This window comes from Neorhizobium galegae (assembly GCF_017877135.1).
GTDB lineage: Bacteria > Pseudomonadota > Alphaproteobacteria > Rhizobiales > Rhizobiaceae > Neorhizobium > Neorhizobium galegae_A.
This window is the reverse complement of sequence record NZ_JAGIPH010000004.1, coordinates 230,265-243,334: the sequence shown is the minus strand read 5'-3', so window position 1 is coordinate 243,334 and position 13,070 is coordinate 230,265. Positions and strand designations below refer to the sequence as shown.

15 protein-coding genes are annotated in these 13,070 nt (G+C 61.6%); 6 read left to right on the top strand and 9 right to left on the bottom strand.

The features are described from left to right. Positions 1–103 precede the first annotated feature (103 nt). On the top strand, positions 104–280 hold the full coding sequence (locus J2858_RS14055) for a hypothetical protein (RefSeq protein ID WP_210105676.1): 177 nt from the start codon (positions 104–106) through the stop codon (positions 278–280). Between the two features lie 49 nt (positions 281–329). Here the strand turns inward: J2858_RS14055 and J2858_RS14050 are convergent, their stop codons facing one another. Next, positions 330–659, bottom strand: coding sequence for a hypothetical protein (locus tag J2858_RS14050; protein ID WP_210105431.1), 330 nt, complete (start codon positions 657–659; stop codon positions 330–332). Positions 660–898: 239 nt separating this feature from the next. Between J2858_RS14050 and J2858_RS14045 the strand changes: the two genes are divergently transcribed. After that, complete coding sequence (locus J2858_RS14045) at positions 899–1,396, top strand: ferritin-like domain-containing protein (protein WP_210105430.1); 498 nt, start codon at positions 899–901, stop codon at positions 1,394–1,396. 145 nt (positions 1,397–1,541) lie between these two features. On the opposite strand, the gene J2858_RS14040 is transcribed toward J2858_RS14045, so the two are convergent. Further along, on the bottom strand, positions 1,542–1,763 hold the full coding sequence (locus tag J2858_RS14040) for a hypothetical protein (protein ID WP_210105429.1): 222 nt from the start codon (positions 1,761–1,763) through the stop codon (positions 1,542–1,544). 179 nt (positions 1,764–1,942) lie between these two features. Between J2858_RS14040 and J2858_RS14035 the strand changes: the two genes are divergently transcribed. Together J2858_RS14035 and glgA are read left to right on the top strand one after the other, a co-directional pair. Further along, positions 1,943–2,251 (top strand): DUF2934 domain-containing protein, encoded by a 309-nt coding sequence (locus tag J2858_RS14035; protein ID WP_210105428.1) that lies wholly within the window; start codon positions 1,943–1,945, stop codon positions 2,249–2,251. A 357-nt stretch (positions 2,252–2,608) separates the two neighbouring features. Beyond that, positions 2,609–4,075: a glycogen synthase GlgA gene (glgA, locus tag J2858_RS14030; RefSeq protein ID WP_210105427.1), complete on the top strand. Its 1,467-nt coding sequence runs from the start codon at positions 2,609–2,611 to the stop codon at positions 4,073–4,075. A 254-nt stretch (positions 4,076–4,329) separates the two neighbouring features. Here glgA and glgX read toward each other — a convergent pair whose 3' ends face one another. Further along, positions 4,330–6,411, bottom strand: a complete 2,082-nt coding sequence (gene glgX, locus J2858_RS14025; protein ID WP_210105426.1) for a glycogen debranching protein GlgX — start codon at positions 6,409–6,411, stop codon at positions 4,330–4,332. Between the two features lie 87 nt (positions 6,412–6,498). Then, the gene (locus tag J2858_RS14020; RefSeq protein WP_210105425.1) at positions 6,499–6,717 is read right to left on the bottom strand and encodes a hypothetical protein; all 219 of its coding nucleotides are present in this window, start codon (positions 6,715–6,717) and stop codon (positions 6,499–6,501) included. 147 nt (positions 6,718–6,864) lie between these two features. On the opposite strand from J2858_RS14020, the gene J2858_RS14015 reads away from it, so the two are divergent. Next, entirely contained in the window at positions 6,865–7,140 is a 276-nt protein-coding gene (locus J2858_RS14015; protein WP_210105424.1) for a hypothetical protein, read from the top strand. A 76-nt stretch (positions 7,141–7,216) separates the two neighbouring features. Beyond that, positions 7,217–7,351 carry a hypothetical protein gene (locus J2858_RS24250; RefSeq protein WP_281067734.1) on the top strand — a complete coding sequence of 45 codons (135 nt, stop codon included), beginning with the start codon at positions 7,217–7,219 and terminating at the stop codon, positions 7,349–7,351. Positions 7,352–7,394: 43 nt separating this feature from the next. Here J2858_RS24250 and J2858_RS14010 read toward each other — a convergent pair whose 3' ends face one another. From J2858_RS14010 to coxB, 5 genes are read right to left on the bottom strand one after another with little or no spacing between them, the layout of a single operon-like run. Next, positions 7,395–8,453: a c-type cytochrome gene (locus J2858_RS14010; RefSeq protein ID WP_210105423.1), complete on the bottom strand. Its 1,059-nt coding sequence runs from the start codon at positions 8,451–8,453 to the stop codon at positions 7,395–7,397. Further along, entirely contained in the window at positions 8,453–9,100 is a 648-nt protein-coding gene (locus tag J2858_RS14005) for a cytochrome c oxidase assembly protein (protein WP_245366085.1), read from the bottom strand. Before J2858_RS14005 ends, J2858_RS14010 begins: the two co-directional genes overlap by 1 nt. Further along, positions 9,097–9,480 carry a hypothetical protein gene (locus J2858_RS14000; RefSeq protein ID WP_210105422.1) on the bottom strand — a complete coding sequence of 128 codons (384 nt, stop codon included), beginning with the start codon at positions 9,478–9,480 and terminating at the stop codon, positions 9,097–9,099. The genes J2858_RS14005 and J2858_RS14000 overlap by 4 nt, the downstream gene beginning before the upstream one ends. A gap of 7 nt (positions 9,481–9,487) precedes the next feature. Beyond that, positions 9,488–12,007: a cytochrome c oxidase subunit I gene (gene ctaD, locus J2858_RS13995; RefSeq protein ID WP_210105421.1), complete on the bottom strand. Its 2,520-nt coding sequence runs from the start codon at positions 12,005–12,007 to the stop codon at positions 9,488–9,490. Further along, positions 12,004–13,062 (bottom strand): cytochrome c oxidase subunit II, encoded by a 1,059-nt coding sequence (gene coxB / locus J2858_RS13990; protein ID WP_210105420.1) that lies wholly within the window; start codon positions 13,060–13,062, stop codon positions 12,004–12,006. Before coxB ends, ctaD begins: the two co-directional genes overlap by 4 nt. Between the last annotated feature and the right edge of the window lie 8 nt (positions 13,063–13,070).

The window sequence follows — 13,070 nt, the reverse complement described above, 5'->3', positions numbered from 1 at the left end:
CAAGCCCATTCCGCGCTTTCCAGTAGTTTAGAGGTTGCTGCCGGACGCCACTGCCGCGCCGCGCAACCGACGCACGCACACAAGGCTCCGCCGAGAGGTCGGGATGACGAGAAATTCGGAAAAAATGACCGGCGGAAAAACAATTCTGGGAAACAAGGTCAGCGGCAAGGTTGCCGATCTCCTCGGCGAGATCGAAAAAGAGCCGGTTCCCGATCGCCTGCTCGACCTGGCGCTTCAGCTGCAGAAGGCGCTGAACGAAAAGATCGACCAACAGGACTGAGCTGAGGCGAGCAAGGCAGCGTCCGGCGCGCGTCGACGCTGCCGTCTGTTTAGTCGACCTGCAGCGGCAGGATCGTGTCGATCCGCACCACGCCATCCAGAACTTCCCGCGGACCCTCGGTTGGAAACCGGCCGGAGAGATCCTCGATGACGGTATAAAGCTTTTCGCTCCGAAAGGCGCTTGCCATGCGGGTGGAGTTTCCCTCGGCGGGACTGGCATCGATCTCGGTGAAATCCAGTTCCGCGTCCGTGGCGACCAGCCGTGCGTCGCCGGCCGTCAGTGCCCGCACGACCACTTCCCCCTGCGGTGGGCGATCCATCCACTGCGGATCATCCAATGGGGCGCTCGGCACCAGCCGGTAGATCTTCATCGTCTGCATTTCCAAATCCTCTCAACGTTTGATCAAGGCAGCCATAAAACATCTGCCCCCTGTCATCGTTCCTGAAGGTTGCGTCCCGGAAAGGTCGAACAGACGACAACCGCCGCGCGACGCGTCGGTCAGCCGGCAACTGGCGCAATTTTGCGGCGCAGTATGGAACATTGTGGTGACCGGCCGGTTACACCCTTGCGCTTCACGCGCCACGCTATTCCCCAAAACCCGCTGAGGAGACACCGACCATGGCGACCAAGACCCTTGATGATCTGTTTTACGAAACCCTGAAAGACATCTATTACGCCGAGCGCAAGATTTCCAAGGCACTGCCGAAGATGGCGCGTGGCGCCCAGGACGAAAAGCTGAAGCAGGCTTTCCTGACGCACAAGGAAGAAACCGATGGCCAGATCGAGCGCCTTCAGCAGGTGTTTGAACTGATCGGCAAGCGCGCCCGCGGCAAAACCTGCGCCGCCATCGAAGGCATTCTTGAAGAGGGCGAGGAAATCCTTGAAGAATTCAAGGGCACTCCCGCCCTCGACGCCGGCCTTCTGGCCGCAGCACAGGCTGTCGAACACTATGAAATCAGCCGCTACGGCACGCTAGTCGCCTGGGCAAAGCAGCTCAGCCTCAAGGACGCAGTAACCCTTCTTGAGGAAACGCTTTCCGAGGAAAGCAAGACCGACGCCACCTTGACCACGCTGGCCGGCAGCGCCGTGAACATTGCCGCCAAGAAGGCCGCCTGAGGTCTCATCTGCGGCTCGCCGGTGCGTGAGCCGCAGGCACTGCCTCAAGTCTAAATAGTGAAAAGCCCGCCAGTCTCTCGGAGTGGCGGGCTTTTTACTGTCTTGAAATCAAAGAGGCGACATGGCTGGCGAAGGCGCTCAGCGCTCAGAGAGCGGCGCCGGGCTGCTGCGGCATCACCCGCGTCATATCGCCGTTCACCTCCTGTCGGCGGAACACCGGACGGCGCAGCGTCTCCAGTTCATCCTGCGCATGGCGCTTGGCAGCGCTCAACGCCAAGCTATAGGACGGATATGATGCCGACGGTTTTCCATTCAGCATGTAGATCCAGCCGGTGGCGTGGGGAATGATATCGACACATTTTTCCATGGAACGGGCCTCCTCACCCTGGCGTTTAAACCGCAAGGGACACCGAAGGTTCCACGTCTTTTTATAAAAAATTCCCCTCCCGGCGGGTTGCCAGTTGCCACCGCAGCGCACAAAATTCGTCGGCGCTGGAACTTTTACGAAAAGTGCGCGTTTCGATGCTCGGGCAAATGGAGACGACGATGGCGGATTCGGAAGAGTGGATCAGAAACCGGGCCTATGCATTATGGGAGGCTGACGGTTACACCCACGGCAAGGATGCCGAGCATTGGGAACAGGCACGCAAGGAATTTGAAGCGGCAAGTGCATCTGGCAAAAAGGGCGCAAAAACAAGCGCTGCCAAGACGAACGCAGCCAAATCGATCGCCGTTGAGCCGGCGCCAACCGATCCCGTCATCGATACCGCTCCCGCCAAGGCAAAGCCGAAGGCTGCCGCAAAGTCTGCGGCCGCACCGGCAAAGACGCGCGCGGTGAAGAAGACCGGTCTTTAACACCACGTCACTTCTTAGCGCTGCGGCGTGCGAGGTCCGGGTGCCCCTGCCAAAGACGGCGGTACAGTCGCGCACCCTTTGCCATCAATTGCTTCTTTGCGTCGTGAAGGGATTCACGGCGCCGAATTTCCTTTGATCTTTGTTTGGACACGGCATGCAGGCCCAGCCTTCCTCCCTCCGTATTTCCCCCCGCCGATGGAACGTCGCCCATGGCCGGCGCGTTTGCCACCACACGATGACAGGCGCGCGCAGGATTTCGCCATGATGAACGCTCCGATCAGCTTTATAGACCGCCGGGTTCGGCGTGGCCGGGATCGTTTAGCAGAGACGGTCGCGCCAGAGAGGGACAGGCCCCACATGAACGTATTATCGGTAACTTCGGAGCTATTCCCCCTCATCAAGACGGGTGGTCTGGCCGACGTGACCGGCTCGCTTCCCAAGGCCTTGCAGACCTGCGGAATTTTCACATCGACACTCCTTCCGGGCTATCCCGTCGTCATGGACAAGATCAAGGGCGCGGTTCCGCTGCTTGCCTTTGACGATCTGCTGGGCGAACAGGCAAGCCTCCTGCATGCGCAGGTGGATGACCTCGACCTTTTCGTCCTGGACGCTCCGGCCCTGTTCAACCGTCCGGGCGGGCCCTACGTCGACGAGGCAGGCAACGATCATCCGGACAACTGGAAGCGGTTTGCTGCCCTGTCGCGCGCAGCCGCCGGAATCGCCAATGGCGCCCTGCCCTCCTGGAAGCCGGATCTGGTTCATACCCATGACTGGCAGGCAGCATTGACCTCCGTCTACATGCGCGAGATGGGCTGCACCCTGCCGGTCGTTCTGACCATTCATAATCTGGCGTTCCAGGGGCAGTACGGCGTCGACCGCCTGCACGCCATCGGCCTGCCTGCCAGCACTTACACGACCCAATGTCTCGAATATTTCGGCGATATCAGCTATATGAAGGGCGGGCTGCAGACGGCTGATGCCATTACGACCGTCAGCCCCACCTATGCCCGCGAAATCTTGACGCCGCGGTTCGGCATGGGGCTGGACGGCGTGCTGAACGAACGCGTGATGGCTCTCCGCGGCATCGTCAACGGCATTGACCTTGATGTCTGGGACCCCGCAACCGACACCTACCTGCCGCGCAATTACGATGGGACCAGCCTCAAGCGCAAGCGCGAGAACCGCGCTGTGCTTCTGGAACGCTTCGGGCTCGACCATGGCGAAGGGCCGGTGTTTTCCGCCGTCACCCGGCTGACCTGGCAGAAGGGCATGGACATGCTCGCCGAAACCGCCGACGAAATCATCCATAATGGCGGCAAGCTGATCGTGTTCGGCAAGGGCGACCATGACATTGAGGCAGCGCTGCTGGCCACCGCTGCCCGTTTCCCCGGACGCATGGCCGTGCATATTGGCTATGATGAGCCCACCGCCCATCTGATCCATGGCGGATCGGACGCGATCGTGCAGCCATCCCGCTTCGAACCCTGCGGCCTCACCCAGCTCTATGCGCTGCGCTACGGCTGCGTGCCGGTGGTGTCGCGAACCGGGGGCCTCTCGGAAACCATCATCGACGCCAATGATGCTGCTGTCTCTGCGCGCGTGGCCACCGGGTTCCAGTTTCATCCGGTCAATACCGATGGCCTGAGGCTTGCGCTCCGCCGCGCGCTCGACACCTATTCCGACACGCGCAGCTGGGCACGCCTGCAGAACCAGGGCATGAAGACCCGCTTCTCCTGGGAACGCAGCGCGGAAAAATATGCCGCGATCTATGCGAACCTCGTCGGCAACCGCACGGATGGCGGTCTTCGCCGCCTGGGCGCCTGAGACAAAAGCCGGTCGCTTCTGTCGCGTGACCGGCCGATGATTTCCTCCCCGGCTGTCATGCTGTGGTATTGATGATCAAGAAAGGCCCGCAGCCCATGCTCGCGGGCCTTTTTTCATGCCGCCTCAGCGCCGAGCATGCTCCGTCTCACTTCACAGTTCACCAATTCCTTTGCGATTTACTTTGCCGACTGCCCAACACAAAAAGGCCGGCAAACGAGCTGCCGGCCTTCCCATGTCGTAAAATCGTTCAGGCCCTAGCCGCGGCGGAACACCGCAAGGCTGCGCCCTTCAAGCTCGAAATCCTCATCCTGATCGATTTCCTGGCCACGGATAGCCGGATCGGCGGTAGTCAGCTCGAGGATCCAGCGGCCCTTGTTGAGCGGCGGGATCTTGAACGGCACTGTGCCTTCGAACGGGTTAAACAGCATCAGCACGTCCGACCAGATGCCCGGCTGGCCTTCAAGGTCGCGGCGGCCGAGATGCAGGCCAAGCGTCGTGCCTTCCAGCCATTGCTCCGGCTGCTGGTAGCCGCCGCCGGCGTTGAACCAGTTCACCTCCATGCCATCGCGCCAGTTTTCGCGACGGAACAACGGCTGTTTCTGGCGAAGGGCAATGACGTGGCGGGTGAAGTTGCGCAGCGCCTCATTAGTTTCCGGCAGGCCTTCCCACTGAACCCAGGAGATCTCGCTGTCCTGGCAGTAGCCATTGTTGTTGCCCATCTGGCTGCGGCCGAATTCATCGCCGGCCAGCAGCATCGGTGTCCCGTGCGACAGGAACAGGGTCGCAAGGAAGTTGCGCTTCTGGCGTTCGCGCACCGCATTGATGCCCTCGTCTTCCGTCGGACCTTCCGCACCATAGTTGTAGCTGCGGTTGTCGTTGTGTCCGTCGTTATTGTCCTCGCCGTTATCGTCGTTGTGCTTCTCGTTGTAGGACACCATGTCGTTCAGCGTAAAACCGTCATGGGCAGCGAGGAAGTTGACGCTCGACCAGGGGCGACGGCCGCGCAGGTCATAGATGTCGCCGGAGCCGAGCAGGCGGGCCGCAAAATCCGGTGCCGTGTTCTGGTCGCCCTTCCAGTATTCGCGGGTGGTGTCGCGATACTTGTCGTTCCATTCCGCCCAACCGGGCGGGAAACCGCCGACCTGGTAACCGCCGGGGCCGATATCCCAGGGCTCGCCGATGAGCTTGACCTTGGAGAGCGTCGGGCACTGGGTAATGGCGTCAAAGAAACCGCCGCGCTCGTCAAATCCTTCCGGCTCGCGGCCGAGAATGGTGCCGAGATCGAAGCGGAACCCGTCGACATGCATGTGATCGACCCAGTAGCGCAGCGAATCCATTACCATCTGCAGCACACGGGGATGCGAGGTGTTCACCGTGTTTCCGGTGCCGGTGTCGTTGATGTAATAACGGTGATTGTCCGGCAGCGTGCGGTAATAGGAAAAGTTGTCGATGCCCTTGAAGGAGAGAGTCGGCCCCAGCTCGTTGCCCTCGGCCGTGTGGTTATAGACCACGTCGAGGATCACTTCGATGCCGGCGTCATGGTAGGCGCGCACCATATCGCGAAAACCCTGGAGGCCGCGCGGACCATAATAGCGCGAGGCGGGCGCGAAGAAGCCGATCGTGTTGTAGCCCCAGAAATTATGCAGCCCCTTGTCGAGAAGGTGCTGGTCGTCCGGGAACTCGTGCACCGGCATCAGTTCGACGGAGGTGATGCCAAGGCTCTTGATGTAGTCCACCGTTGCCTTGTGGCCCATGCCTTCAAACGTGCCGCGCAGGTTTTCCGGGATGGCCGGGTTGAGCTTGGTGAAGCCCTTGACGTGGGTTTCATAGACGACGGTTGCGGGCCAGGAAATATTCGGGCGGTTGTCGCTGCTCCAGTCGAAGGCAAAGGGATCGATGACCCGGCACTTCGGCGTATAAGGGGCGCTGTCGCGCTCGTCGAAGGTAAGGTCCTTGTCTTCATGCAGCAGATCATAGGCGAAATGCGCATCGTTCCAGTCGAAATTGCCGACCAGTTCGCGAGCATAAGGATCGATCAGCAGCTTGTTGGGATTGAAGCGATGGCCGTTTTCCGGATCGAACGGGCCATGGACGCGGTACCCATAGAGCTGGCCGGGCTTTACGCCGGGAAGATAGCCATGCCAGATCTCGTTGGTATATTCGGGAAGCGTGATGCGCGCGATTTCGCTCTTGCCGCTCGGATCGAACAGGCAAAGCTCAATGCGTTCCGCATGCGCGGAGAAAATGGCAAAGTTCGTGCCATTGCCGTCATAGGTCGCGCCGAGTTCCAACCAGGAACCCGCTTCCACTTTAAAATCGGTCGTTGTGATATCCATGTCCGCACCTTCTGTCGCTGTGCGCAAACAAAGCGCCACGGACCATTTCGTTCCCGCATTGCGGCAAGATCGACGCTTTAATCAAAGTTAGCGCGGAGGAGCGCCTCCGGTCGCCGGAATATCGCCGCCGCTGCCGCTCTGCGGCGTCGGATCGCGGTCGGCGGGTGCGGCATTGCCATCCGAACGGTTTTCAACGGATGGCGACGTATCGGCAGGCGCGTTCTTCTTCTCCTCGTCGGCAGGACCGCAGGAAGACAGCGTGGCAATCAAAGCGGCGCATCCGGCCATAAACAGCGTTCTCATCATGATCCCTCATCCAATGGCCCGTCCGTCGCCCAGGGCGACATCGACAGGCACTTAAAATTTTCGGTCCTGTCGGTAACCTTTTGCGCCTTTCGATGTTCCTCCCATCCGACAAACCAGTTCGCCGTGACCGGCTAGAGGAGAAGGACAATGATGAACCCGCAGTCTGCAGAAGAGATGGAAGGCCGCCTCAATGCCCACCGTGAACTGATGATCGATTTCATTGCGGCTTTGCTCGCCGGCGATCAGAGCCTGCAGCGGTTCACGCGACGGCTGTCGGAGGATGCAAGCTTCAAGGATCATGAGGAGGATCCTGGCGTCGTTCCGGGGGAAGGCATCGCCATTGCCAACAAGGCTGCCGACGAGATCCGTTCCATTCTCGAAGCCGCCCGTGCCCGCGCAGGAGCCGAGGAGCGCATGGCGTGAAAATGTGCCTCCGACACGCGCCGGCGTCATGGTTGTGACACGATCGCAACACATTCTTAACACCTGTGGCAATCGTGTGGAACCAGATGAAGGCAAGCCCGTTCTGGAGGCACAACCCCTCAGGAGAGACGTCATGCCGCGTGAATGGCTGGAAGCTGCAAGTCTCGTACTTGCCATTGCAACATGCTACATGCTGATCGTGCCGGTCTGAGCGGCCCGATCCTGGCAGCACAATCGACCGGGCGTGCGCCCTCTCAACGGCTGTTGGCGCGCGCGGCAAAATACGCGGCCAGATCCTCCACATCCTTGTCCGTCAGATCATTGGCGGCGCGCGCCATCAGATGGTGAAACGCCGTGCCGCCGCGATGGCCCTCACGAAACAGCCTTAGCTGGCGTGCAAGATAAGGCGCGCTCTGGCCGGACAGGGTGGGATAGACCGGATTTCCATCCGCCTTCTCGTGACAGCTGAGACAGGCGGGAATGCGATCCTCGGGCCGGCCCAATCGCGCAAGCTTTTCCCCATCCTCGACATTGCCGCCATTTGGATTTGCCTCTTCCGCCGAAAGAGTGTTGCGCGGCATCTCGGCATAGTGGGCCGAAAGTGCCGCCACCTGATCGGCGTTGAGCCCGTTGACGGCGGTCTGCATGACGCCGCTTGCGCGCTCTCCCTTGAGATAGGCCATGAGGCTTTTCCGCAGATAGTCGGGCGATTGCCCGGCAAGGCTCGGGATGAGACTTCTGCCGTTCAGCCGGTCCTCGTCATGGCAGGACTGACAGCCGAGCTGGGCTGTTCCCCCTTCAGAAGATGCCGCAAGACCAGCAAGGCGTTGATACTCGGCGGCGTCCATGTTCGGCATCCTGCGCAGGAAGGCCACCATCGACCAGACCTCATCGGGGCGGTGCTCCGCAGCCCAGGCAGGCATGCCGGTAAAGCGCACGCCCTTGTCGACGATGTGAAACAGTTCCGCATCCGTCCAGGTGGGGATACGGGGCTTCAGATCCGGCGGCACCGGCAGCATGCCGAAGACAACCGACGAGCGTTCGCGCGCAGGCGATCCATGGCACATCGCACAGCCGGCTTCATAATGCCCGGCCGCAAGTTTGAGCATTTCGGGATTGTCAAAGGGCGGGACCTCGGTAGAAACCGAGGCAGTGCGCACAGAACTTTGCATCGACCAGTGCAAGAACCAGTCGGTGACCGCCCAGTGGCCGCTTCTTGCCCCGATATTGATGAGACCGGACCAGGCCACGAGCAGCGCAAGGACGGGCGCGACGATGACGGCTGCGATCAGATATTTCCAGCGGATGTACATCAGCCCTCCTTTATCCCGGTCGTTTGTGGCGCATTCAGCGTGCGCGCCAGAAGCGCGACACCGCCGGCGAGATAGACGGCCGCGCCGACCATCAGCATCACGACCCCGCCGACCTGCTGGTCCTCTCCCGCCGAGAGCGTCGTGCCGAAACAGGTGACGAGGCCGTCGCCGTAGAGCGGGCGCGGAGACAGCGCCAGAAGCGCGCCGAGAAGCGTCATGTGCATGGTGGTGAAGAGAAGACCCAGCGTGCCGCCGAGCCGGCGCTCGTCGCGTGCCTCACCCGATCCTCCGAAACAGGAGAGCCAGAGGATGAGGCCGGCCGTGAGGAACGAGGCCTGCTCCAGCATGCGGACAAGGGGCAAGCTTTCGGAAAGCGCCCGCAGGGCCGGAAGATGCCAGCCCCACACGACAACGAGTTCGATCAGCGAGGCGGTGATCGGCGTCAGAAGCCGGCTTGTCGAGACGCGATCATAGCGCGTGCCGGATAGAGACAGCGCCAGAAGCGGTGCGGCACCGGCCACCACCGCCATGTGGGTGATCATGTGGACCGAAAACGAGGCGGCGTTCTCGACGACGAGCAAGGCCCAGGCGGCGCACAGCACCAGAAGCCCGAAGACGAACATGCCGCGTCTCATAGCCGCGGTCATGTCTGGCACTCCGCAAGGATGATCAGCGGGATTGCAGTATAGATGACCGCGACGAAGCTGAGGCCTGACAGCAGCAGGGTCGCAAACCCCTGGAACAGGCGCCGGTCCTGCCCGGTTGCGGCGTCATGCGGCGGATCGTCGGAGCCGAAACCCCATTGCCGCCAGGCGAGATAGCCGGCGAACACGATAAAGCCCAAGGCAAGGAGCGTGAAGACGACGAGGCCCCAGCGGAAATCATTAAAGCCGAGCCCATAGATGCCGGGCTTGGCGCAATAGATGGCCATCACGACATAGCAGACGATAAAATGCAGCGCCCAGACGGTGGGAGCAGTAAACAGGGTCCAGAGCGTTTCGACTTCGCGGGGGATGACGCTTTTCATGAAACCCTCATCTCAGGCTCGGGAAGAGGCCGATGGTGGCAAAGGTGCCGACGGCCGTTGCCAGCATGAAGTGCCAGTAGAGCACGACATTGCGCAGGTCCTGGTCATAGGTGCCGGTGAGGCGCCCGGCAAAACTGCGCGCCAGGCAATAGGCCTGCATGATGATGGCAACCGCCGAATGCGCTGACGTCCAGATGACGAGAACCCAGACGACCGCCGGATAGACATGCCGCGTCGGCTCCATGTCATGCGTGTAGGGTCCCATGAAACCGGCGGCGGTTCCGCAAAGGGTGAGCGCCAGCGCCAGAACCAGTAGAAGGCGGGTGGTCGCGGTCCGGTCGCGGTCATTGACCGACCGTGCCGCCATCATCGCCAGCCACGCCGCGATGAAGAGGGCGGCAGCCGCCAGCGGCCACATCATGCCGGGACCGGCAGCCCCAGCGGTGAAATCGTCGTGAATGGTCCAGTAGAAGAAATAGCCGAAGATGAGGCTTGCAAAGGCCGTGCCGTCTCCGACCATGGTGATGAACATCGCCCACCAGCCGACGGAGGCCGGACCCGAGACATAGAGCGGAAAGCTCTGTCCCATGCCGGCGTTGCGATTTTCCGTCTCGGGGATTTGCGCCGTTCCCGTCCACAGCCAGTAGAGGATGGAGATCAGCGTGCCGATGGCGCAGAGGATGGTGATCCACCACCACTCATAGGTCAGCGAAATGAACACGCCGCCCAGCATGAAGGCGGCAACCATCGTGACCTTGGACGACCCGCCGACGCGCAGCACCTGCAGCGGCTTGCCATCGAGAACGGAGGTGACGAGGGTTTCGCGGTGGCCGGTTTCGGCGTCCGGCAGGTAGAAGCGGCCCTCGGCGATCTGCTGGCGCAGATCAGGCTGGTCCCAGAGGGGATAGCGGCTATGAACCACAGGAATGGAACGATAACCCCAGTTTTCGTCCTTCTCGTTCAGCCATTCCATCGTCCCGGCATTCCACGGGTTGACCGGTGAGGCCGGCACATTGCGCTTGGGCCGCAGCACATCAAGGAGGACCAGAGCAAAGCCCGCGGCAAAAACGAAGGCGCCAATTGTCGAGATGAGGTTGAACCAGTCCCACCCCATCTCCTCCGGATAGGTGTAGACGCGGCGCGGCATGCCGCGAAGGCCCGCAAAATGCATCGGGAAGAAGGCGACGTTAAAACCGATGAACATCAGCCAGAAGGCGATCTTGCCGAGGCGATCGGACAGTTTCTTGCCCGAGAAGAACGGGTAGAAATAATAGATGCCGGCCGTTACCGGAAACAGCATGCCGCCGATCAGCACGTAATGCAGATGGGCGACGATGAAATAGGTGTCATGCGCCTGCCAGTCGAAGGGCACCAGCGCCACCATCACGCCCGTCAGACCGCCGATGATGAAGATCGCAAGGCCGCCGGCGCCAAACAGCATCGGCGTCGAAAAAATCACCCGGCCGGCAAGCATGGTGGCGATGAAGACGAAGATCTGCACCCCCGTCGGAATGACGACTGCTTCGGAGGCGGCCGAAAAGAAGGCAAGCGAGATCTGCGGCAGGCCCGTGGTGAACATGTGATGCACCCAGAGCCCGAAACTGAGAAAGCCAGTGCCCACCGCCGCCAGCACGATCCAGGAATAGCCGACGATCGGGCGCTGCGAAAAGGTCGGCACGATCATGGCCATCAGTGCAATCGCCGGCAGGAAGATGATGTAGACCTCCGGATGCCCGAAGATCCAGAACAGGTGCTGCCACAAGAGCGGGTCGCCGCCGCGGGCGGAATCGAAAAACGGCCAGTCGAACATGCGCTGCATTTCAAACAGCAGGTCGCCGGCAATGAGCGGCGGAAAGGCAAACAGGATCATGCCGGCCACCACCAGCAGATACCAGGCAAAGAGCGGCATCATGTTGACACGCATGCCCGGCGCCCGGCATTTCATGATGCCGACAATGAGTTCGACGGCCGCCGCAATGGAGGCCACTTCGATGAAGGACAGGCCGAGCAACCAGATATCGGCGCCGATGCCCGATTGTTCCTTGTCGGTGGCGAGCGGCGGATACATGAACCAGCCGCTATTGGGCGCCGCATTGAAGAAGATCGAGCCGCAGACGAAGACCCCGCCGATGGCAAAGCTCCAGTAGCCGAAGGCCGAAAGGCGCGGAAACGGCAGTTCGCGCGAGCCGAGCATCGAGGGCAGGATGAAGATCGCGACGGCCTCGAAGATTGGCACGGCAAACAGGAACATCATCACCGTGCCATGCAGGGTGAAGGCCTGGTTGAAGAATTCCGCCGAGACGAGATCATTGTCCGGCACGGCAAGCTGCAGGCGGATCAGAAGCGCCAGCAGGCCGGCAAACAGCATGAACACGAAAGCCGTGCAGCCATACCACAGGCCGATCTGGCTGTTGTTGACCGAGGTCCAGTAACGCCAGCCCGACGGCGTGCGCCAGATGTCCCGCAGGCGCTTTTCCTGCGCGGCGCGCTCCTCTTCGGTCAGCAGCGGTCCCAGTTCGACGGTCATTCCAGTCCTTTCAGGTAGAGGGCAATCGCTGACACATCGGCCGCGGGCAGCATGGCAAAGCCTGGCATGCGCACGCCGGGCTTGATGGCATCGGGATATTGAATGAAGCGGGCGAGGTTTTCCGGCGTATTGGGCAAGGTCCCGGCGGCCACCGTCGGCCGGCTTCCAAATGCCGTGAGGTCCGGCCCGAGCGCGCCGTCTGCCGGCGTGCCGGAAATGGCATGGCAGGAGCCACAGCCATGGCGCAGAAAGAGATTGAGCCCGCGCGGCTGGCCGCTCGCGACAGGCTCGACGCTTGCGACCGGCACCTCCCCGGGCCGCGCTGCCAGCCAGTCCTCAAACGCTTCAGGCTCCAGCGCCTGCACCGAAAAGGCCATGAGCGCATGGGCGGTGCCGCAGAACTCGGCGCAGACGCCGCGATAGGTGCCGGGCCGTGTCGCTTCCAGTTGCAGGGCATTGGTGCGGCCGGGAATGGCATCCATCTTGCCGCCGATCGAGGGGATCCAGAACGAATGGATGACGTCCTTGGCCTTCAGAAGGAAAAGCACCCGCTCGCCGACGGGCATGTGAACTTCATTTGCCGTCTCGCGGACCACGGCACCGGTGCTGTCGAGATAGCGCACCCGCCACCAATATTGCTCGGCCGTCACTTCAATGCGCCGCAGCCCCTCGCCCTCGCCGCCGAACCAGGGACGCATGGCCGGCATCAGCCAGACCGCATAGGCGAGCAGAAAGGCCAGCACGACCACCGGAAAGGCCACCCCGCCGAAGAAGATCACCCGGCTTGCGCCGCTCTCGGACATCGGCTTTTTCTTCAGGCGGCTGGCATAGATGACGGCGCCGACGACGATCAACCAGATCACGCCGCCGCCGGCGACCATGGCCCAGAACAGCGTAGCGACCGCCTCGGCCTCCGAGCCAGCGGGGTCGAGCGCCGACTGGACGCCCGTGCAGGAAGAAAGGCCAAGGCCCGATAAAAGGACGGCGAGTGGGAGCCGACAGTTAACTGGAGATCGTGTTGGCCGGCTCCTGCCGGTCAAGCGGTCATCACACATCCATGCCC

Coding starts and splice junctions, on each gene's coding strand:
- J2858_RS14055 (WP_210105676.1), top strand. CDS start 104: ATGACGAGAAATTCGGAAAAAATGACCGGCGGAAAAACAATTCTGGGA.
- J2858_RS14050 (WP_210105431.1), bottom strand. CDS start 659: ATGCAGACGATGAAGATCTACCGGCTGGTGCCGAGCGCCCCATTGGAT.
- J2858_RS14045 (WP_210105430.1), top strand. CDS start 899: ATGGCGACCAAGACCCTTGATGATCTGTTTTACGAAACCCTGAAAGAC.
- J2858_RS14040 (WP_210105429.1), bottom strand. CDS start 1,763: ATGGAAAAATGTGTCGATATCATTCCCCACGCCACCGGCTGGATCTAC.
- J2858_RS14035 (WP_210105428.1), top strand. CDS start 1,943: ATGGCGGATTCGGAAGAGTGGATCAGAAACCGGGCCTATGCATTATGG.
- glgA (WP_210105427.1), top strand. CDS start 2,609: ATGAACGTATTATCGGTAACTTCGGAGCTATTCCCCCTCATCAAGACG.
- glgX (WP_210105426.1), bottom strand. CDS start 6,411: ATGGATATCACAACGACCGATTTTAAAGTGGAAGCGGGTTCCTGGTTG.
- J2858_RS14020 (WP_210105425.1), bottom strand. CDS start 6,717: ATGATGAGAACGCTGTTTATGGCCGGATGCGCCGCTTTGATTGCCACG.
- J2858_RS14015 (WP_210105424.1), top strand. CDS start 6,865: ATGATGAACCCGCAGTCTGCAGAAGAGATGGAAGGCCGCCTCAATGCC.
- J2858_RS14010 (WP_210105423.1), bottom strand. CDS start 8,453: ATGTACATCCGCTGGAAATATCTGATCGCAGCCGTCATCGTCGCGCCC.
- J2858_RS14005 (WP_245366085.1), bottom strand. CDS start 9,100: ATGACCGCGGCTATGAGACGCGGCATGTTCGTCTTCGGGCTTCTGGTG.
- J2858_RS14000 (WP_210105422.1), bottom strand. CDS start 9,480: ATGAAAAGCGTCATCCCCCGCGAAGTCGAAACGCTCTGGACCCTGTTT.
- ctaD (WP_210105421.1), bottom strand. CDS start 12,007: ATGACCGTCGAACTGGGACCGCTGCTGACCGAAGAGGAGCGCGCCGCG.
- coxB (WP_210105420.1), bottom strand. CDS start 13,062: ATGTGTGATGACCGCTTGACCGGCAGGAGCCGGCCAACACGATCTCCA.